The 19,986-nt window shown below is 72.7% G+C and carries 20 protein-coding genes; 10 read left to right on the plus strand and 10 right to left on the minus strand.

Annotated elements, in window-relative coordinates; translation table 11 throughout:
* The first annotated feature begins 222 nt into the window (after window positions 1-222).
* Window positions 223-1,152, plus strand: coding sequence for a type IV toxin-antitoxin system AbiEi family antitoxin domain-containing protein (locus DCI01S_RS09950; protein ID WP_244881698.1), 930 nt, complete (start codon window positions 223-225; stop codon window positions 1,150-1,152).
* A gap of 334 nt (window positions 1,153-1,486) precedes the next feature.
* Here the strand turns inward: DCI01S_RS09950 and DCI01S_RS09955 are convergent, their stop codons facing one another.
* Together DCI01S_RS09955 and DCI01S_RS09960 are read right to left on the minus strand one after the other, a co-directional pair.
* Complete coding sequence (locus tag DCI01S_RS09955; protein ID WP_174521548.1) at window positions 1,487-1,840, minus strand: DUF3017 domain-containing protein; 354 nt, start codon at window positions 1,838-1,840, stop codon at window positions 1,487-1,489.
* A gap of 8 nt (window positions 1,841-1,848) precedes the next feature.
* Entirely contained in the window at window positions 1,849-2,706 is an 858-nt protein-coding gene (locus DCI01S_RS09960; protein WP_061229101.1) for a bifunctional methylenetetrahydrofolate dehydrogenase/methenyltetrahydrofolate cyclohydrolase, read from the minus strand.
* A gap of 60 nt (window positions 2,707-2,766) precedes the next feature.
* Between DCI01S_RS09960 and DCI01S_RS09965 the strand changes: the two genes are divergently transcribed.
* The 5 genes from DCI01S_RS09965 to DCI01S_RS09985 are packed head-to-tail and all read left to right on the plus strand — an operon-like array spanning window position 2,767 to window position 6,620.
* Window positions 2,767-3,258 carry a tRNA (cytidine(34)-2'-O)-methyltransferase gene (locus tag DCI01S_RS09965; protein ID WP_007628191.1) on the plus strand — a complete coding sequence of 164 codons (492 nt, stop codon included), beginning with the start codon at window positions 2,767-2,769 and terminating at the stop codon, window positions 3,256-3,258.
* 14 nt (window positions 3,259-3,272) lie between these two features.
* Window positions 3,273-4,256, plus strand: a complete 984-nt coding sequence (locus tag DCI01S_RS09970) for a metal ABC transporter substrate-binding protein (RefSeq protein ID WP_438356736.1) — start codon at window positions 3,273-3,275, stop codon at window positions 4,254-4,256.
* Window positions 4,253-5,071: a metal ABC transporter ATP-binding protein gene (locus tag DCI01S_RS09975; protein WP_061229072.1), complete on the plus strand. Its 819-nt coding sequence runs from the start codon at window positions 4,253-4,255 to the stop codon at window positions 5,069-5,071. The genes DCI01S_RS09970 and DCI01S_RS09975 overlap by 4 nt, the downstream gene beginning before the upstream one ends.
* Window positions 5,068-5,937, plus strand: a complete 870-nt coding sequence (locus DCI01S_RS09980; protein ID WP_061229073.1) for a metal ABC transporter permease — start codon at window positions 5,068-5,070, stop codon at window positions 5,935-5,937. Before DCI01S_RS09975 ends, DCI01S_RS09980 begins: the two co-directional genes overlap by 4 nt.
* Complete coding sequence (locus DCI01S_RS09985) at window positions 5,934-6,620, plus strand: metal-dependent transcriptional regulator (RefSeq protein ID WP_061229074.1); 687 nt, start codon at window positions 5,934-5,936, stop codon at window positions 6,618-6,620. Before DCI01S_RS09980 ends, DCI01S_RS09985 begins: the two co-directional genes overlap by 4 nt.
* A gap of 71 nt (window positions 6,621-6,691) precedes the next feature.
* Here the strand turns inward: DCI01S_RS09985 and DCI01S_RS09990 are convergent, their stop codons facing one another.
* On the minus strand, window positions 6,692-7,138 hold the full coding sequence (locus tag DCI01S_RS09990) for a hypothetical protein (RefSeq protein WP_061229075.1): 447 nt from the start codon (window positions 7,136-7,138) through the stop codon (window positions 6,692-6,694).
* 83 nt (window positions 7,139-7,221) lie between these two features.
* Window positions 7,222-8,613: an FAD-binding oxidoreductase gene (locus DCI01S_RS09995; protein ID WP_061229076.1), complete on the minus strand. Its 1,392-nt coding sequence runs from the start codon at window positions 8,611-8,613 to the stop codon at window positions 7,222-7,224.
* A gap of 106 nt (window positions 8,614-8,719) precedes the next feature.
* On the opposite strand from DCI01S_RS09995, the gene DCI01S_RS10000 reads away from it, so the two are divergent.
* Window positions 8,720-9,751, plus strand: coding sequence for an SLAC1 family transporter (locus DCI01S_RS10000; protein ID WP_061229077.1), 1,032 nt, complete (start codon window positions 8,720-8,722; stop codon window positions 9,749-9,751).
* A 91-nt stretch (window positions 9,752-9,842) separates the two neighbouring features.
* Here the strand turns inward: DCI01S_RS10000 and DCI01S_RS10005 are convergent, their stop codons facing one another.
* A complete protein-coding gene (locus tag DCI01S_RS10005) occupies window positions 9,843-13,166 on the minus strand; it encodes an error-prone DNA polymerase (RefSeq protein WP_174521549.1) in 3,324 nt (1,107 codons plus the stop codon).
* 33 nt (window positions 13,167-13,199) lie between these two features.
* Complete coding sequence (locus DCI01S_RS10010) at window positions 13,200-14,123, minus strand: ferredoxin family protein (protein ID WP_082767732.1); 924 nt, start codon at window positions 14,121-14,123, stop codon at window positions 13,200-13,202.
* An 86-nt stretch (window positions 14,124-14,209) separates the two neighbouring features.
* On the opposite strand from DCI01S_RS10010, the gene DCI01S_RS10015 reads away from it, so the two are divergent.
* On the plus strand, window positions 14,210-14,851 hold the full coding sequence (locus DCI01S_RS10015; protein WP_061229079.1) for an AMIN-like domain-containing (lipo)protein: 642 nt from the start codon (window positions 14,210-14,212) through the stop codon (window positions 14,849-14,851).
* 50 nt (window positions 14,852-14,901) lie between these two features.
* Here DCI01S_RS10015 and DCI01S_RS10020 read toward each other — a convergent pair whose 3' ends face one another.
* Together DCI01S_RS10020 and imuA' are read right to left on the minus strand one after the other, a co-directional pair.
* Window positions 14,902-16,554, minus strand: a complete 1,653-nt coding sequence (locus DCI01S_RS10020; RefSeq protein ID WP_061229104.1) for a DNA polymerase Y family protein — start codon at window positions 16,552-16,554, stop codon at window positions 14,902-14,904.
* Window positions 16,551-17,411: a DnaE2-dependent mutagenesis accessory factor ImuA' gene (imuA', locus tag DCI01S_RS10025; protein ID WP_243699697.1), complete on the minus strand. Its 861-nt coding sequence runs from the start codon at window positions 17,409-17,411 to the stop codon at window positions 16,551-16,553. Before imuA' ends, DCI01S_RS10020 begins: the two co-directional genes overlap by 4 nt.
* A 195-nt stretch (window positions 17,412-17,606) precedes the next feature.
* Here imuA' and DCI01S_RS10030 point away from each other — a divergent pair, with 195 nt between their 5' ends.
* Window positions 17,607-18,560, plus strand: coding sequence for an L-lactate dehydrogenase (locus DCI01S_RS10030; RefSeq protein WP_061229080.1), 954 nt, complete (start codon window positions 17,607-17,609; stop codon window positions 18,558-18,560).
* A gap of 2 nt (window positions 18,561-18,562) precedes the next feature.
* Here the strand turns inward: DCI01S_RS10030 and DCI01S_RS17565 are convergent, their stop codons facing one another.
* On the minus strand, window positions 18,563-18,709 hold the full coding sequence (locus tag DCI01S_RS17565; RefSeq protein ID WP_007630246.1) for a hypothetical protein: 147 nt from the start codon (window positions 18,707-18,709) through the stop codon (window positions 18,563-18,565).
* 124 nt (window positions 18,710-18,833) lie between these two features.
* On the opposite strand from DCI01S_RS17565, the gene DCI01S_RS10035 reads away from it, so the two are divergent.
* The gene (locus DCI01S_RS10035; RefSeq protein WP_061229106.1) at window positions 18,834-19,235 is read left to right on the plus strand and encodes a DUF6157 family protein; all 402 of its coding nucleotides are present in this window, start codon (window positions 18,834-18,836) and stop codon (window positions 19,233-19,235) included.
* A gap of 55 nt (window positions 19,236-19,290) precedes the next feature.
* On the opposite strand, the gene DCI01S_RS10040 is transcribed toward DCI01S_RS10035, so the two are convergent.
* Complete coding sequence (locus DCI01S_RS10040; protein ID WP_061229081.1) at window positions 19,291-19,911, minus strand: GDSL-type esterase/lipase family protein; 621 nt, start codon at window positions 19,909-19,911, stop codon at window positions 19,291-19,293.
* Between the last annotated feature and the right edge of the window lie 75 nt (window positions 19,912-19,986).

The raw sequence follows: 19,986 nt of genomic DNA on the forward strand, positions 1-19,986 counted from the left end.
TCCTAGGCGGCGCGCATCCCGATAGGTGACATGCGCTGCAATGAGGTTCCGGCGGGCGCGATCGTCCATCCATGACCCGCGCGCGGCACGATGTGCGCTGCTCAGCCCGGAATCTCAAGCGCTCGTACTCGTCCATCCGCAGGCCCGGCGTTCTCCACAGGCAGGCCGCGTCAGGCGGTGCTGAACCGATTTCCCGGAGTCCCGGCCCAGATGATCGGGACCGTGAACACACCAGACCACCTGAACTCCCTGCTGGTCACCTCCGATCAGCTTCTCGCCCGCGGAATGTCGAGTCAGAGCATCAGCCGCGCGATGGGGTCCGGCGACCTGATCCGACTCAGGCCCGGGTTCTACGTCAAAAGGCGAGCGCGTGACCTCGGAAGGCGCGAGCGCCACTTCTTGTCGATTCTTGCCGCGGACGCCGCACTCGACGCGCCGGTCTTCTCCCACTCATCCGCGGCTCTCATCCACGGGCTTCCGGAGTGGGGTCTTCCGCTGCGCAGGGTCGCGGTGTGCGAGGACGGCCCGACGCCGCGCTCCCGCACGACCAGCCTGACGACCTTCCGCACCGCGCCCGGCCTCTCCGATGAAGTGATGACGGTCAACGGATTGCGGGTCACCACCCCGGCACGGACAGTCGCGGACATCGCGATCTCGACACCCAGAGACGCTGCCGTGGCGGTCGCCGACGCGGCGTTGTTCGGGGAGATCGTGACCAGGGACGAGCTCGACGAGTCTTTGCGCGCATCCGCTGGCCGTCGCGGGATCAGACGTGCACGACATGCACTGAGCCTCGTCGACGGGAGAAGCGAGAGCGTGGCAGAGAGCCTCAGCCGGCTGACCTTCCACGACTTCGGCCTGCCGGAGCCCGAGCCCCAGGTCGAGATCTACACCCCCGGCGGCGTTCGAGTCGCCCGTGTGGACTTCCTGTGGCGGGAGTACGGCGTGATCGGAGAGTGCGACGGCTTCGGCAAGTACTTCGACGGACTGAGCCCCGGTGAGACCCGGCACCGCTTGGGCATGGAGAAGGACCGCGACGCCGAACTGATGGCCCTCGGTTACCGGGTCCTCCATTGGCGGTGGCGCGATGTGCTCGAGCCTCATGTGCTGGCTGCGCGGATCAAGCGTGTGCTCTTCGCAGCCGCTGCGTGATCGCGAACGCTGCTGCGTGATCGCGGTCGCCCAGCGGGCCGGCCGCAGGGCAGAAACCGCCCGGCGCCCCTCCAGAGCGCGCGCCACCTATCCGACTACGCGCCGCCTGCGGGACCCCATAGGTGGCGCGTAGCCGGATAGGTGGCGTGCGATTCGATAGGTGGCGCTCGACTTGATAGGCGGCGTCGACGTCAGCGGGGCGAGCGAGCGCCTTCCGTTGGGGGCGGCCGAGCGCCTTCCGCAGGGGTGGCCGAGCGCCTTCGGCAGGCGCAGCCGCCGAGCTAGCAGAGCGGCCCGGCCGGGTACAGCACCCCGCCGTGCACGACCGGGAGAATCAGCCGGTACCGAGCGAGTCGACGGACGTGGCCAGCCACAGGATGACGGCCCCGATCCCGACGTAGAACGCGACGTCGAACCCCTTGCCGCGAACCCCGAGCAGTCGCGCGCGCTCGTCCGGGACCACGGCACGGAGGGTCGCCGCCGCCAGGGCGACCAGCCCCAGCAGGAACGCGCCCCTCCGCCAGCGCTCGAGGACGACGAAGCCCAGCGCCACCACGACCCCGGCCAGCACGAGCGCGAGCGGCCACTGCGCACGCACCTGCGCCCACGTCAGGCGCGCGGGGCGCGTCCGGCGGGGCCGGGCGTCGGTGGCCCGGTGCCGGGCGCGGTCGGGAGCGGGGTGTGTCACGGGAGCCGTCAGGTGTCGGCGTCGAGCCGCTCGCAGCGCTCGACCACGTTGCTCAGCAGGAACGCGCGGGTGAGCGGGCCGACGCCGCCCGGGTTGGGCGAGATCGCCCCGGCGACCTCCCACACGTCCGGGTGCACGTCACCGGCCAGCTTGCCGTCGAGGCGGGAGACCCCCACGTCCAGCACCGCGGCGCCGGGTTTGACCATGTCCGGGGTGAGCATGTGAGCCACGCCCGCGGCGGCGACGATGACGTCAGCGCGCCGGGTCTCCGCCGCCAGGTCGCGCGTGCCGGTGTGACACAGGGTCACGGTGGAGTTCTCGCTGCGCCGCGTGAGCATGAGACCGATCGGGCGACCGACGGTGACGCCGCGGCCGACCACCACGACGTGTGCGCCGTCGAGCTCCACCCCGAACCGGCGCAGCAGGTGGATGCACCCGTTGGGGGTGCACGGCAGCGGGGCGGGCTCGCCCAGCACGAGCTTGCCGAGGTTGACGGGGTGGAGTCCGTCGGCGTCCTTGGCCGGGTCGATGCGCTCGAGGATCGCGTTCTCGTCGAGATGCCCGGGCAGCGGCAGCTGCACGATGTACCCGGTGCACGCGGGATCATCGTTGAGCTCGTCGATCACGGCCTCGAGTTCGGCCTGGCTGGTGTCGGCGGGCAGATCGCGTCGGATGGAGGCGATGCCGACCTGCTCACAGTCACGGTGCTTCATCTTGACGTAGGAGTGGCTGCCGGGGTCGTCCCCCACCAGAACCGTGCCGAGCCCCGGGGTGATCCCCTTCTCCCGCAGCGCGGACACGCGCCGGGTGAGGTCGGCGACGATCTCGTCGCGGGTGAGCTTGCCGTCCAGCTTGATCGCGGTCACGCGCACCAGTATCCCACTCCCGGGCGCGGCCGTCGTCGGGGCGCTGCGAGAATGGCCCCCATGACCGGTGTGGGTGTGCGCGTGCTGTTCGACCGTCCGTGTATCCCACCCAACACCGGCAACGCGATCCGCATGGCCGCCGGCGCGGGGTGCGAGCTGCACCTGGCGGGCCCGCTGGGCTTCGACCTGTCGGAGCCGCACCTGCGGCGGGCCGGGCTGGACTATCACGACCTCGCGCACGTCGAGGTCCACGAGGACCTCGAGTCGGCGTACTCCCGGCTCCTGCCGGCGCGGGTGTGGGCGTTCTCCGCCCGGGCCGACCTCGCGCTGCCGCAAGTGCGGTTCGCCCCCGGTGACGTCCTGCTCTTCGGCCCCGAACCCACCGGCCTGGCCGAGGACGTCCTCGCCGATCCGCGCGTGACGGCGCGGGTGCGGATCCCGATGCTGCCCGGGCGGAGGTCGATGAACCTGTCCAACGCCGCCGCGGTGGCGGTCTACGAGGCGTGGCGCCAGCAGGACTACCAGGGCGGTATGGATTTTCCCGCCGATTGATTTAAAGTTTCGGTATGCCGAAACTCAGAGGCGCTGCCACCCGTAGCGCCGCCCCCCGTCGAGCAGCCGCCGCAGCGCGCGCCACAGCGCTCACCACTGCGCTCGCGCTGTTGTCCGGGTGCGCGGTCGGCGCCACCGGCCCGGCGGACGTCGACGACCGCCAGAGGTCCGACGCGTCAGGGGGCCGGGTGGTGGTGGCCACGACGTTCACGATCCTGGCCGACATGGTCGGGCGCGTCGGCGGCGACCGCGTGGTGGTCGAGTCGGTCACCACGCCGGGCGCCGACGTACATCAGTACGAGCCGACCGTCGAGGACCTCAAGCGGGTCGAAGGCGCGGACCTCGTGGTGAGCAACGGGCTGGGGATGGACGACTGGCTCCTGCGGTTCATCGACGGGACCGACGCCGCCCACCTCGTCACCACGGACGGAATCGAGCCCCTGCCCATCCGTGCGGGCAACTACACCGGCCGGCCCAATCCCCACGCGTGGATGTCGCCGGTCGAGGGCGCACGCTACGTCCGCGCGATCGCCGGCGCCCTCGCCGACCTCGATCCGGACGGTGCGACGGAGTACCGCGCCCGCGCCGAGGGCTACGTCGCCGACCTGCAGGCGATGGCGGTCCGCGCCCGCGAGGCGGTGGCGTCGGTGCCCGAGGACCGTCGCGTGCTCGTCACCTGCGAGGGCGCCTTCTCCTACCTGGCCCGCGACCTCGGGCTGGAAGAGCTGTACCTGTGGCCGGTCAACAGCGAGAACCAGGGCCTGCCCCGGCAGGTCACCGCGTTGATCGACCGGATCCGCGAGCGGGAGATCCCCGCCGTGTTCTGCGAGTCGACGGTCTCCGACGCCGCCATGGAGCAGGTCGCCGCCGAGACCGGCAGCCGCCTGGCGGGCCTGCTGTACGTCGACTCGCTCTCCGGCCCCACCGGGCCCGTGCCCACCTATCTCGACCTCCTCGACCACGACCTCGAGACGATCACCCGGGAGCTGACCTCATGACCGATCGGCCACTGCCCTTCTCCCCGGACGCCGGCCCTGCCGCCGTCGTCGTCTCCGATCTCACCGTCGACCGGGGACAGGTCCGGGCCCTCGACGCGGTGTCGCTGTCCGCGCCGAGGGGCGAGATCACCGTCCTGCTCGGCCCCAACGGCTCCGGTAAGTCGACCCTCCTGCAGGCACTGCTCGGCCTGGTCACCCCCACGGCGGGCTCCGTCCGCCTCCTCGGCACGTCCGTCCGCGGCGCGCTGCGCAGCGGACGAGTCGCGGCGGTGCCGCAGGCCGACGGCATCGACGAGCATTTCCCCGTCACGGCAGCCGAGGTCGTCATGCAGGGCCGTCGGCACTTCACCGGGCCGTGGCGTCGGCCGTCGGGACGGGACCGCGCCGCCGTGGCGGACGCCCTCGAGAGGGTGGGCCTGTCCGGGCTCGCGGCGCGTCGCATCGGCGAGCTCTCGGGCGGCCAGCGTCGCCGGGTCATGTTGGCGCGCTGCCTGGCCCAGGAAGCCGACCTGCTCCTGCTCGACGAGCCGTTCAACGGGATGGACGCCGGCAGCGAGGAGGTCTACATCGACGTCCTGCGCGAGCTCACCGCCGGCGGCCGCACCGCGCTGGTCTCCACCCACCACCTGGGCACGGTCGAGCGGCTAGCCGATTCGGTGGCCCTGCTCAACGGCCGCCTGGTCGCCCACGGCCCGGTCGCCGAGACCACGACGCCGCATGTCCTGTCGACCCTGCTCGGGGCCCGCCTCCCCGGGGCCGCCGACTCCGCCCGGGGCGCCGCCGCGTCCCCTGTCACCGATCGGGCCGTCTCGTGATCGAACTGCTCACCGAACCGATGTCGTACGAGTTCATGCGCCGCGCGCTGCTCGTGGTGACGGCCTCCGGGGTCGCCGGCGCACTGCTGAGCTGCTGGCTGGTCCACATGGGGTGGTCGCTCATGGGCGACGCCGTGTCGCACGCGGTCCTGCCGGGAGTGGTGATCGCGGCGCTGACCGGCATCCCGTTCGCGGTCGGCGCCCTCGTCGCCGCCCTCGTCGCCGTGTGGCTGATCGGCGCGGTCCGCGAGAGCGGGACGGTGCGGCCGGACGCCGCGATGGGCATCGTGTTCACGGCCCTGTTCTCGTTCGGTCTCGTGCTGATCGCCCGGTTCCCCACCCAGCAGGACCTGCACTCGATCCTGTTCGGTTCCGTGCTCGGCGTCCGCGACTCCGACCTCGTGCAGGTGCTCGTCGTGGCCGCCTTCACGGTGATCGTGCTGCTGACGTTCCGGCGCGACCTGATCCTGCTGGCGTTCGACCGGCTCCACGCCCACACCCTGGGGCTGCGCACCCGGGCGCTCACCGCCCTGCTGCTGGCGACGCTGGCCACCGCGACGGTCGCCGGGGTGCAGTCCGTGGGGGTGATCCTGGTCGTGGCGACGCTCATCATCCCGGGCGCGACCGCCCAGTTGGTCGCGGACACGATGCGGGGGACGATGATCCTCGCCGTCGTCGTCGCCCTGATCGGCGGTGTCACCGGCCTGTACCTCGGCTACTACGCCGACCTCCCGCCCGGTCCGGTCGTGGTCCTCACCCAGGCGGTCATCTTCGCGGTGGCGCAGCTGCTCGCGCCCCGGCGCGGGGTGATCCCGCGGGCGGTGGCGGGCGCCCGCGGTCGACGATCGGGGATGATGGCCACATGACCGTCGACCCGCCGAGAGCCCTCGCCGACCTCACCCCGACGATCCAGGCCTACCTCATGGCCGTGCACGCTCTCGGCGCCGGCGACGACCCGGTGACCTCGAGCGCGCTGGCGGAGCGTCTCGGCGCGTCACCGTCCTCCGTGAGCGAGGGCGTCCGCAAGCTGGTCACGATGGGCCTGGCCGAGCACCGGCCGTACGCGCCGGTGGTGCTCACGGAGGCGGGTCGGTCGTTCGCGGTGGCGATGGTGCGGCGGCACCGGATCATCGAGACCTTCCTCTCCCGGTGCCTGGAGTACCCGTGGGACGAGGTGCACGCCGAGGCCGACGCGCTGGAGCACGTGGTCTCGGACCGGTTCGTCGACGCCCTCGACGTGTTCCTCGACCACCCGCGCCGCGATCCCCACGGCGATCCCATCCCCACCCGCGACGGCCACCTCGACCCGCTCGGCGACACCCCGCTGGATCGCGTCGAAGAGGGCTCTACGGGTGTGGTGACGCGGGTCTCCGACCGTGACAACGCCGTCCTGCGCCACCTCGCCGAGATCGGCCTGCGCCCCGATTCCCCCGTGGAGGTGGTCTCCCGGCAGGTCGAGTTGGGGATCATCTCGGTGTCGCTGGCGGGCCGGGTCGTGCAGGTGGGCACGCCGGTGGCCGCGGCGGTGCGGGTCCGCGTCGACGACTGACGTCGGGCGCACCGGGCGGCGGGGGGACGACGACGACGAGGTCCGCGTCCGCCCCGCTCCCCCGCGGTCGCTCAGGCGGCGTGGGGGACGGTGGCCGGAGGTCGGGTGCTGGTGGGGGCGGCGGTGGCCGGGCGATCAGGTCGGGCCGCCCGCGCGGCGGGCCGTCGCAGACCGAGCGCGAGGAGCGTGGCCAGGGCGATCGCCCCGTCGATCGCGGCCGCGGCGGGCGCGCCGGTCACGTCGTGGCGGAGCAGGAGCACGGCGGTCATGGTCATGGACGCCTTGTGGAAGATCACGACCAGCCACAGCACGGCCGCTCCGGGCGGGGTCGCGCCGAGGTAGGCGGACAGGGCCGCGAAGACGAGCAGCCCGTAGGCGCGCCAGTAGCCGGTGAGTTGGTATTCGGGTGTGATGCTGGGCGCCTCGAGGCCGGCGGCGACGCCCAGGCCGAGCGCCACCGCCGCGGTCGTCAGCAGCAGGGACCGGTAGAGCAGCAGGCAGAGTCGGTCGGTGGCCATGAGGGGGATGCTCGTCGTCCGGGCGCGACCGTGCATCGGGGAGATCCCCCGGGATCGGGCCTGATTCCGTTCCGAAGCGGCCGCTACAGCATCGTGCCGGGGTTGAGGATCCCCTGCGGGTCGAGCGCGTTCTTGATGCGCCGGGTCAGGTCCATGACGTCGTCGCCCAGCTGCGCGGGCAGCCAGGGTGCCTTGAGTCGTCCGACGCCGTGCTCGCCCGTGATCGTGCCGCCCATCCCGATCGCGAGGTCCATCACCTCGCCGAACGCCAGACGGGCCCGCTCGGCGCGGTCCGGGTCGTCGTCGGTGAGGACGATGATGGGGTGGGTGTTGCCGTCCCCGGCGTGGGCGACGAGGGCGATCGGGACGTCCCGACGCGCGGAGATCTCCTCGATTCCCGCGACGAGCCGGGGCAGCGAGGGCAGCGGCACGCCGACGTCCTCGAGGAGCAGGGTCCCGACCTTGCCCAGGCTCGTGAACGCGGCCCGGCGCGCCATGGTGAACTGTTCGCCCTCGTCGGGGTCGTCGGTGGCGAAGACCTCGGTGGCGCCGTGGGTGCGGAAGGCCTCGGCCATGAACTCGGTCTCGGCCGCGCGGTCGGGTCCGGTCAGGTCGGACTGGGCGAGCAGCATGGCGCCGGCGTCGGTGTCGAGACCCATCCGCAGGTCCGCCTCGACGGCGCGGATGCTGACGGTGTCCATGAACTCGAGCATCGCGGGGCGGATCCGCCGGGTGATGGCCAGGACCGCCTCGCTGCACGCCACGACGTCGGGGAAGATCCCCACCACCGTCGACCGCGGTGGTTGGGCGGGGATGAGCCGCAGGATGGTCTCGGTGACGATCCCCAGGGTCCCCTCGCTGCCGACGAACAGCTTCGTCAGGCTGAGTCCGGCGGTGTCCTTGAGCCGCGGTCCGCCGAGTCGGACGGCGGTGCCGTCGGCCAGGACGACAGTCATCCCGAGGACGTAGTCGGTGGTGACGCCGTACTTCACGCAGCACAGTCCGCCGGCGTTGGTCGCGATGTTGCCGCCGATCGAGCAGATCTCGTAGGAGGACGGGTCCGGCGGGTACCAGAGGCCGTGCTCGGCGACGGCCTGCTTGACCTCGGCGTTGTACAGCCCCGGCTGGACGGTGGCGGTGCGGGTGACGGGGTCGACGTGGAGGTCGCGCATGAGTTCCGTGGACAGGACTATCCCGCCGTCCACGGCGGTGGCGCCGCCGGACAACCCGGATCCCGCGCCGCGCGGGACGGCCGGCACGGAGTGGGTGCTCGCCCAGCGCATGACCTCCTGGACGTCCTCGGTGGTGCGTGCGCGCACCACGGCGAGGGGCATACCGGGGTCGGGGGCCTTGGCCCAGTCCTGCCGGTAGCTCTGCAGGACGTCGGGGTCGGTGATGAGGTGTGAGTGGTCGAGACGGGTGCGGAGGTCGTCGAGTGCCGCGGCGGGATGACGGTCGGCGGAGGGGACGCTCATGACCCGAAGGTACGGCCTCGCCCAGCCTGCCGCCGCGGTATCCGTGCATGGTCCGCGCCCTCCCCCCGGTTCTTCGCGCGGGGTCGGCCGGGGGCATAGTGTCCTGGTGACCGAGACCCCCGGAGCAGGACGAGGACCTGCGGCGCCCGCTGTTCCCGGCCCGGGGCCTGCGTGGTTCGGCGCGGTGATGGGAACCGGTGGCCTGGCCACGCTCCTGCAGATCCACTCGGTGCGGGTGCCCGGCTTCTCCCCGGCAGCGGTGGTCATGCTCGTCGCGGGTTGGGTGCTCTTGGTCGGGCTGGGCGCGGGGTTCGCCAGGTCGGTGGCGCGCGATCCGGACATGTGGACGGCCTCTGTGCGTGACGCGGCGATGCTCCCGCTGTGGGGCATGGTCTCGATGGGACTGCTCGCGGTGGGGTCGTCGACGTTCATCGTGGTGGAGGCCCACGCGCCGATGCTGTCGTGGATCGCCTTCGGTGTGGACGTGGCGTTGTGGGCCGCGGGCACGGTGCTCGGCCTGGCCACGGCGGTGGGGTTCGCGGTGTGGCTGTTCGCCACGCGACCCGACCATCCGCTCCCCACGTGGGCGTTGCCGATGGTGCCGCCCATGGTCTCGGCGACGGCGGGTGGCGTGATCGCCAGGCAGTTCGAGTCGGATGCCGCCAGGGTCCTGTTGTCGGCGGCGTGCGTGTTCTGCTTCGTGCTGGCCCTGGCGCTGGGGGGCGCGGTGATCGTGATGGCGTACCACCATGCGTGGTTCCGCACGCCGGTGCCGGTGGTGCTGTCGACCTCGACGTGGATTCCGCTGGGGATCGTGGGACAGTCCACGGCGGCGGCCCAGGTGCTCTCGGGTCCGGCACTGGCGGGTGTGGCCCGGGTGTACGGGGCCACCGTGCTGGTCGCCGGTGCGGGACTTGGCGCGTTCGCGGTTCTGACGACGGTGCGGGGGTTCCTGGCCCGGATGCCGTTCACCCCGGGGTGGTGGGCGATGACCTATCCGTTGTCGACCTGCGGCCTGGGCGCTCATTACCTCGGATGGCATGCGGCGAGCCTGCTGACGGTGGCGGTGCTCATCGCCATCTGGGTGGTGTGCGCGGTCGCCAGCGTCCGCGCGATCGCCTCGGCGCGGGCCGCCTGACGCCGTCCGTCGGCGTGGCCTCTCTGGCTCCGCCCCTCGACGTCTCTGACGCCGCCCCTCGACGTGGCGCCTCTGACGCCGTCCCGGGGTGTCACCGGAAGTCCCTGCTGCGGCCGATGGCCATGCCCAGGTGGAGCCGTTCGATCTTGTCCGCCACCACGCTGACCGCGCCCGAGCGGTTCTCCACCGTGCCGCGGACGATGAGCGCCGGGGCCGAGGAGACGATCGGCCGGTAGCGCGCCCACAGCCCGACCGAGCAGACGATATTGGTCATACCGGTCTCGTCCTCGAGGCTGAGGAAGGTCACGCCCTCCGCGGTGGCGGGCCGCTGTCGGTGGGTGACCGCCCCGGCGACCCGGATGCGGCTGCCGTCGGGGACGTGCGCGAGCCCGGCGGTGGTGCACACCCCCTGGGAGTCGAGCCACGGCCGGGCGTGGACGGTCGGGTACTCCTCCGGGCTGATGCCGGTGGCGGCGAGGTCCGCGGAGGTCAGTTCGAGGAGACTCATCCCGGGGAGTGCGGGGGCGTCGACCTGACTGAGCCCGGGCAGCATGCCGGGCTTCTCACGGGCCGCGGTGGCCGCCGACCACAGGGCCGCGCGGCGTCCACCCGTGCCGAGCGAGTCGAGCGCACCGGCGGTGGCCAGTGCCTCCATCTGCCGGACGGACAGTCCGGTGCGCCCGGCGAGGTCGGCCGCGGAGGTGTAGGGGCCGTGACTGTCGCGCTCGTCGGCGATCGCGGTGGCCAGATCCTCCCCGATCGCCCTCACGGACTCCAGGCCGAGGCGCACCTCGGTTCCGTCGTTCTCGCATGTGGCGCCGCCGAGCGAGCGGTTGACGCACGGCCGGTGCACGGTGACGCCGTGTCTGCGGGCGTCGGCCACCAGCGACTGGGGTGAGTAGAAGCCCATGGGCTGGCTGCGCAGCAGGGCGGCGCAGAAGATCGCCGGGTGGTGACACTTGAACCACGCGGAGTAGTAGACGATCGCGGCGAAGGACTGGGAGTGGCTCTCGGGGAAGCCGTAGTTGGCGAAGGCGCACATCTTCTCCCAGATCCGCTCCCCCACCTCCGGGCCGGTGTACGGGGTCCCCGGCGGACTGGTGCCGATACCGTGCAGTTCGCGCATGCCCGCGAAGAACCGCTCCTTCAGCCGCGCCATCCGTTCCGGGGACCGCTTGGCCCCCATCGCCCGGCGCAGCTGGTCGGCCTCCGCGCCGGTGAAGCCGGCGATCACCGTGGCGATCTGCATGAGCTGCTCCTGGAACAGCGGGATCCCCAACGTCCGTCCCAGTACCTCTTCCAGGGCGGGATGATCGAATTCCACTTTCTCCCGCCCGTTGCGTCGGCGGATGTAGGGGTGGACGGAACCGCCCTGGATGGGGCCCGGGCGGATGAGGGCGACTTCCACCACGAGGTCGTAGAACGTCCGCGGTCGCAGCCGGGGCAGGGTGGCCATCTGGGCACGCGACTCCACCTGGAACACGCCCACGGAGTCGCCGCGGCACAGCATCTCGTAGACCTGTGGGTCCGCGAGATCGAGCTTGGCCAGGTCCACGTCGAGGTCCTTGTGTTCGGCCGCCAGGTCGATGGCGTGGTGGAGTGCGGTGAGCATGCCCAGACCTAGCATGTCGAACTTGACCAGTCCGACCGCCGCGCAGTCGTCCTTGTCCCACTGCAGCACCGTCCGGCCCGGCATCCGCGCCCATTCGACGGGCACCACGTCGGCCACCGGGCGGTCACAGATCACCATGCCGCCGGAGTGGATGCCCAGGTGTCGGGGCAGGCCGACGAGCTGTCGTGCCAGCGCGAGCACGTCGGGCGGGACGGTGTGCTCGGTGGCCTCCCGCTCGTGGTTCTTCAGCCCCGACCACCGGTCGACGCTCTTGGACCAGGCGTCCTGCTGTCCCGGGGAGTACCCGAGCGCCCGGGCCACGTCCCGCACCGCCGAGCGTCCTCGGTAGGTGATGACGTTGGCCACCTGGGCGGCGTAGTCCCGGCCGTACCGGGAGTAGACGTACTGGATGGCCTCCTCCCGACGACCGGACTCGATGTCCACGTCGATGTCGGGCGGACCGTCGCGCTCGGGCGCCAGGAACCGCTCGAAGAGGAGGTGGGCGCGCACCGGGTCGACGTTGGTGATGCCCAGGGAGTAGCAGACCGCCGAGTTGGCGGCCGAGCCCCGGCCCTGGCAGAGGATGCCCTCGCGGCGGCAGAACTCGACGATGTCGTGGACCACGAGGAAGTACCCGGGAAAACCCAGCTCGGCGATCACCTTCAGCTCGCGGTCGATCTGCGCGTACGCCTCCGGCATCTCCTCGCGGGTGCCGTAGCGACGGGCGGCGCCGGCGTAGGCGAGCTCGGCGAGAATGGTGTCCTCGGTGTGGCCCTCGGGGACGTCGAACGGCGGCAGCTGCGGAGCGATGAGTTTCAGGTCGAACGCGCACTCCCGCCCCAGCCTGTCGGCCCCGGCGACGGCGTCGGGCCACCGGTCGAACAGGTCGGCCATCTCCTCTCCCGAGCGCAGGTGGGCGCCGCCCGCCGCGGGCAGGTGTGCGGCGTGGGTCTCGAGCGCGTCACGCGCGCCGAGGGCCGCCATGACCGAGGCCAGCCGCGCGTCCTCGGGCCCCGCGCAGTGGGCGGCGGTCGTGGCCACGACGGGCAGTCCCGCCCGGGCCGCGAGTCCGGCCAGCGCGTCGCACCGCTCGGTGTCCTCGGGCACCCCGTGGCAGGTGAGTTCCACGACCACCCTGTCCCGCCCGAACAGCTCGACCAACTGGTCCAGGGTCGTACCGGCCGCCTCGGTGTCGAAATCGGGGGCTCCGGTGCCGCCGCGTTCCAGCGCGCGACGGACGCGGCCGCGTCGGCACCCGGTGAGCACGTACCAGTGGCCCCCGGCCGCCTCCGCGAGCTCCGTGATCTCGTACCGCGGCTCGCCCTTGGCCCCGCCTCGCAGGTGGGCGCGGGCGATCGCGCGGGACAGCCGGCGGTACCCCTCCTGCCCCCTGGCGAGAACGAGCAGGTGCTCGCCACCCGGCAGGGACAGCTCCGCCCCGAACACCGTAGCCAGGCCCAGCTCGGAGGCGGCCTCGGCGAAACGCACCACCCCGTACAGGCCGTCGTGGTCGGTGATCGCGAGGGCCGTGAGCCCCAGGTCGGCCGCGGCCTCCGCCATCGCCTCGGGCGAGGACGCACCGTCGAGGAAGCTGAACGCCGTGTGTGCGTGCAGCTCCGCGTACGGCACGCGTCCCTGGACGCGCGGTCGCTGCGGGGGCGTGTAGTCACCCCGCGTGCGCGACCATGCGGGGGCGTCGCTGCCGTCGCCGGGATGGGGGTTCTCCGGCCCGCGCGGGTTCGGCCGCCCGGACAGCACCCGTTCGAGCTCTCCCCAGCTCCTGGGCCCGTGGTACCAGTTCACCGGGGCTCACCCGCCCGGTGCCGGTGGGTGCGGTCAGAGCCGGGTGAGGGACTCCACGACCCATGCGGAGGCCTTGCCCGGTGGCTTGCGGCAGCTCTGCGCGCGGGGCGGGAGCGGGCGTGTACCGGTCTCGACGCGCCAGGCGCGGCCGTCAGTGTGCTGGACGACGGCCACGTGCGGGTCGTCCGGGTCGATGTCGACGACGAGGTCGTCGATCCCCGCCTCCACTCCGGAGTCGCGGACGGCGACCTCCGCGACCTGCCCGGCCGGCGGCCACGTGCTGCGCCCCCGCAGGTGCTCGGTGACGACCCGGCCGTCCAGTTCGGCCTCGACGATGCGGACCGCGAGATCGGTCTCCGCGGGCCCGTAGGTGTACCCGGTCCCGGGCAGCAGCAGGACCGGGGCGAAGCGGTGTCCGCCGGTGTGGGAGCACTCCCACACCGCGGAGTCCTGATCGAGCGAGGACAGACGGTCCCCGAGACGGGACTCGAGTCCGGCCACGACCGGTCGGCCCCGGACGGCGCAGCACTGATCGCGCTTGGCGTGGGTACAGACGAGGACCACGGGCCCCTCGACCTCACGGGTGCCGTCCACGTGTCCGCCGGGTGAGAGATCGAGGTCGAGCATGTCTGCGGGGCGGTCGACGCGGCCGACCCTGATGTTCCGCCGACCGGGCCGCGTGTCACAGAGATAGAAGCGGTGCCGGTCGATGCGTTGGCCCTCGCGGCCGGGTCGCCTGATGAACAGCATGCGGGACCCGCAGTCGGATACGTGCTTCTTGAGGCGCTCGGAGAGCTCGTCGCCCAGCGCCTCTCCGTCGAAGATGTCGCGACCCCATCGCGCGGGGACCTCGAGCAACACCCACGACTCCTCGTGGGCAGCGGTGCCGGCCGGTGGTTCGTCGGCCGACTGGAGCGAACACCAGGCGGGGACTGGGGCGGGATCGATGACTGACACGCCCCCATGGTGCCCCACCGTGCGAAGTGGTGTAACTGTAGCCACCTTGTGGGACAAAAGTGATGAGAGGGATTTAGGGTGGGGCCATGCGTACCCGACACCGCCGCTTCGCCGCGGCCGCCGCACTGACCACCGCCGTGTCCCTGGCAGTGGCGGGGTGCGGGACCGACACCTCGACCGACGCCCCCGCCACGAGCCAGACGACCACCGCCGGCTCCTCGCCGGCCGCCCTGGCGCAGAACCTGTCCCCGGAGGAGACCGAGGCCGCCGACCCCACGGCCGGTCCGGCGGACTCCGCCCCCAAGAGCGAGACCCCGGATGCCGCCGCAGGGCGCGCCGAGCTGGTCGTGTCCGAGATCCGGATGGGCGACTACCAGGGTGAGGACCGCGTGGTCTTCGAGCTCGACGGTCGCGGCGTCCCGAGCTACTCCGTGGACTACGTGGACGCCCCCGCCCAGCAGGGCAGCGGTTTTCCCGTGGAGGTACCGGGCGACTCGTTTCTCCAGGTGATGATCGGAGGCCAGATCCTGCCGACCGAGACCGACATGGAGGAGGTCCCGGTGGGCACCGTGACGGGTGACGACGCCACCGGGGTGGCCGGCGTGGCGTTCGCGGGACAGTTCGAGGGACAGGCGCAGGCGGTGATCGGCCTCGAGGGCACCGATCGCGCCTTCTCCGCCTTCCTCCTGCAGAACCCGACCCGTCTGGTGGTGGACGTCGAGCGCTGATCGCGACCCGGGGCCGGGCACGGCCGACCGGGGCGTGAGCGACCGGATCATCATTCGTAGACCCCCTCGACCGTCCAGTTCTCCGACCCGTCCCCGAGTACGCCGCAGAGCAGCAACGCGGCCGCACGCTCGGGGACGACCTGCATGCGGGCCCGGGGCCGGCGGGGTTCCCCGTCGGGCGTGGGCTCCCACCAGGCCTCGTCGATCGGCCACGGCCGCGACCACCCGAGCAACGCGCAGCGGCGACCGCCCACCTCGATGACGGCGGGTCGCGCGCTGAGCAGACCGCGTGGGTTCACCCCGACGGCCGCCCCCTCCGCGCTGCGCAGCACGACTCCCCCGGCGAGCGGGACCCGCGCCGCGACGGCGGCCCCCGGGTCACCGTTCTCGCGGATCTCGAGCCGGTAGCCCGGTCCGGGCCACACCACCGACGGCGAGGGCGCGGGCAGCGCACCCGGCCACGGGCCGCGGGCCACGGGGTCGGCCGGGGCGTCCCCGTACGGCAGACAGCGCACCCGGTCGGCAGGACCGCGGCCACCCACCTCCACCGGCACCCGGACGGCCTCGGGTCCGAGCAGTCCCTGGACGCGAACGAGCGCGCGGTGGACGCGGGCCTCCGCGAGCCCGGCCTCTCCCCACAGCCCCTCCTGGACGCGGCCGGCGGGGACGACCTCCACCGGTTCCAGGACGAGGGCGGTGACCGCGCCCCCGACCCCGCCGGCGATCGCGGTGCCGGTGAGCCAGCCCTCGAGTTGCCAGCGCAGCCGGTCGGCGGTGCCCTCCGGGGTGAGCGGCGACGAGCACCGCCACACCCGGTTGACCTCCGTGCCCCCCTCGACCCGGGCCGTGATGGACAGCCGCAGACACGAGACCCCGGCCGCGGCGAGCACGGCGTGTAGTTCCCCCGCCAGCCGCCGGCCGAGGAACGCCGCCTCGTCGACCCGCTCCAGGGGCGGATCGCACCGGTGCTCGACCGCCGAGCCCGTGGGCACCGCGGTCACCGACGGCGGGCGCCACGGGACCGCGCGGGCGATCCGGTGCGCCACCGACCCGGCCTCACCGAAACGGGTGGCCACGTCCCGCGGCGGGAGGGCCGCGAAATCGCCCAGCGTCCGCACGCCGAGGCGGTGCAGGAGGCCGACCAGCTCCGACAGCATCTCGGGATCCCCCAGCGCGGGTTCCACCACGAGCGCCTCCACGGGCAGACCCGCCAGGTAGTCGGCGTCCCCACCCGGCTCCAACAGCGCCGAGCCACGGGCGCCGAGCACGGCCGTGGGCAGTTCGTCGGCGAGTCCCACCTGGCACTCCACCCCCGCCGCGGCCACCGCGTCGACCACACGGGTGACGACCTGCTCGACCCCGCCGTGGAAACGCAGCGCCCCGGCCGCGGAGAACACGAACAGGCCGGGCCTCAGCACCTCGATCCCCGGGACGACGGCGTCGAGCGCCTGCACCACGGGCTCGAACCACACGGCGTCCCGCGCCGGGTCCGCGGCGACCACCACGAGCTCCGGACAGCGGAACTGGGCCTCGCGCCGACGCAACCCACGACGCACCCCCACCGCACGGGCGACGGCGTTGCACGCCAGCACCCCGCGGGGTCCGATCACCGCCAACGGCAGGTGGAGACCGTGCCCCTCGGCCCGGGCCGCCGCGACCGCCGGCCAGTCCGGGCACCACACCGCCATGACCCGGGCGCTCATCCCGCCGCCACCCATTCCGCGGTCCGGGCGGGCGCGGCCCGTCCGGAGCAGCGCACCACGGTGGAGACCGAGGCCAGCCGGCCCGTGCCCGCCCCCAGACCGCCGTAGCGGCAGTGCCGCCCCGCCAGCGTCAGCTCCGCGCCGGGCCAACCCGGGCCCACCAGGAGCACCGCGCCCGCGGCCCGCACCCGGCCGGCGAGCACCCGCGCCCGCGACGGGGCGACGGCCGCGACCGCCGGGCCGAGCAGGACCAGGTCCAGCCCGTCGAGCAGGACAGACACGACCGCCGCCGGATCCGGGCCGGGATCGGGCACGAGCGCCAGACAGTCCAACCGACCGCCCTGTTCCGCCACGGCCGCCACCCCGAGCTCGGGCCATCCCACGACCGCGCACCGGGCACCGGACGCCGTGGCCGCGGCCAACAGGCCGACCCGTAGGGTGGCGCTGCCGGAGACCGCCGTGACACGGCCCGCGGGCAACACCCCGCCCGGCACCAGATGCGCCACGGACTCCGGCACGGCCACGCCGGACACGGCCGCGGCGGGCGCCGCGGTCGGGCCGGCGACGGGAGCGGAGGCGGCGACGCCGGTGGGTGCGGACGCCACGGGGGCGGGACCCGCGACGACGGGCGCGACGTCTCCGGGGCCCTCCGGATGCGCGGCGGCCGCGGGCGGGGTCGTCGAGCGCGGCGGCACGGCGGGAGCCGACGGGCGCGGGACCGAGGGCGCGGTCGACCGCGCGGCCGCGGGCGGACCCCCGCCCGGCATCGCGGCCAGGCGGCGCCGCAGTTCCGCGACCCGGTCCGCCGTGTCGAGGTCGGCCAGATCGGCAACAGCAGCAGCGTCCACTACCATCATCAGAACCTCCCGTCACGCGCGACACGCCGTCGAGCACGTAATCGAACTATTTTTCGACCACGGGAACAGTGAACACCACGGGTACGACACCGCGCAAGAACACCTGTTCGAGACGGGTTCTCCTCGTCGTCGTCACCCGGTTGTCCACCGCGACTACGCCCGCCGTGTCGTACCGGGGGCCTACCCTCGGTGACCATGAAGGCCTCCATCGGGAACCGCATCGTGCTCATCGGCGCCGGCGACGTCGGCATCGCCTACGCCTACGCGCTGGTCAACCAGGGTCTGGCCGACCATCTGGCCATCATCGACATCGACCGCGACAAACTCGTGGGCGAGGTCATGGACCTCAACCACGGCGTCGTGTGGGCGCCCTCCCCCACCCTCGTCACCGAGGGCACCCACGACGACTGCACCGACGCCACGATGGTGGTGATCTGCGCCGGGGCCGCCCAGAAGCCCGGCGAGACCCGCCTCGACCTGGTGGGCAAGAACATGACGCTGTTCGAGAGGATCGTCGGCGACGTCATGGCGACCGGCTTCGACGGCATCCTGCTGGTGGCCACCAATCCCGTCGACATCCTCGCCCAGGCCACCTGGCGCTACTCCGGGCTGCCGTCGGCGCAGGTGATCGGGTCCGGGACGATCCTCGACTCCGCACGGTTCCGGTTCATGCTGGGCGAGTACTACGGCGTCGCCCCGATGAGCGTGCACGCCTCGATCATCGGCGAACACGGCGACACCGAACTGCCGGTGCTCTCCTCCGCCAACGTCTCCGGGGTGCCGCTACGCCGCGACCTGGACGGCGACCCCGCCAAGCGGGAACGGCTCGCACAGATCTTCACCGAGACGCGGGACGCCGCCTACCGGATCATCGACTCGAAGGGCTCCACCAGCTACGGCATCGGCATGGGCCTGGCCCGCATCACCCGCGCCGTGCTGCGCAACGAACAGGTCTCCCTACCCGTGTCCACCCTGCTGCGCGGCGAGTACGGCGAGGACGGGATCTTCATCGGGGTGCCCGCCGTGATCGGACGGACCGGCGTGCACCGGGTGGTGGAGCTGGAGCTCGACACCACCGAGCGCGAACAGTTCGCCCGCAGCGCGAGCGCGCTGCGGGCGGTGTCCGAACAGTTCGAGATCCTGAGATGAGCTCAGGGAGCCCCGGGGGGATCGCTGGCCGGGAAGGACTCGTCGCCCCACTCGTCGGCGAGGTCGTCCTTCGAATCCGGACGGTTGTCCCTCTCGTCCTTCTCGTCGGACTTGTCGTCGTTGTGGTCAGAGTTCTGCGGGTTGGACATGCAACAATCTCCTCCCGCCGTACCGGGCGTACGGCGAGACTCACGTTACCGGACGCCCCGTCCGGCACGACCGCACAGCACCGCCCGGCACCGGATGCCGGGCGACGAGGGCCGGAGGCTCGCCATGCACACCACCAACTACACCGACACGCTCATCCTGCCCGCCCCCGACACCCGGGCCGAGACGGCGACCGTCCCACCGTCCGGGAAGGGCACGGTCGCCGAACTGCAGTACGAGCGGCTCGCGGACACGGACTACACGTGGACGAGCGACGACCTGCTGTTCGACGTGCACTGCGCGCGCAAGGGGATCCCGGAGAGCGACCGCGCCGCCGAACGCGAGCGATTCTTCGGCAAGGGCCAGCCCTGCCTGCGCACCTCTCCCCTGGCCAAGACCTACGGATGGGCCCTGCACTTCGACGCCGACGGACGGATCGCGCTGCTGCCCATGGATTCGCCCCGCGTGGTCGAGCTCGAGGCCGACCCGACCGTCACGGTCAGGCGCGCCATGAAGACTTCCCGCTAGCGACCCGGCTCGACGTCTAGTGGGCCGGTGCGACGCCTAGTAACCCGGTCGACGGCTAGTAGCCCGGTTCGGCGTCGGGTAGCGAACCCAGCCACGCGAGCGCCGGGCCGACGATGACGTCCGCGAACTGCTCGTACCCGCCGGGGCCGGGGTGGGCCCCGTCACCGACGGCGACCTCGCGCATCCACGCTCCGCCCGCCAGCAACACGTCGAAAGTCGGCACGAACGGCACGCGGGCCTCGTCACACACCGCGGCCATCGCCTCGGCGCGGGCGGCAATCCGCTCGTTGACCTCGTCCCACACGACCGGTGGCGGACCCACCACGAGGAACCGCCCGCGGGGAGCCCGATCGATCATCCCGCGCAGCGCCGCGACCGTGCCCGCCTCGTCGACGCGCATCTCGCCCTCGACCTCCATGACGTCGTTGACGCCGAACTCCGCGATCACCGCGGTGGTCGGGAACGCCGCCCGCCGACGGTCCACCTCGTCCCAGCGGACCAGGATCATCTCGGACGTGTCCCCGCCGATCCCCGCGACGGTGGCGTGCAGGTTCAGCCCCTCGCGGGCACCCGCCTCGACCAGGTGCGCGGTCCAGCCGCGGCCCGTCTCGTCGCCGTATCCGGCCACGAACGAATCACCGATGAAGCAGACGGGCAGGTCACGCGGTTCGCTCATGCCGTCACCGTATCGGGCCGTCCGGATCGCCGGGGGCGGTCTCGGGCGGGCGGACGGCCGGCGCGGCAGCGGTGT

The organism is Dietzia cinnamea NBRC 102147 (assembly GCF_001571065.1).
Lineage (GTDB): Bacteria > Actinomycetota > Actinomycetes > Mycobacteriales > Mycobacteriaceae > Dietzia > Dietzia cinnamea.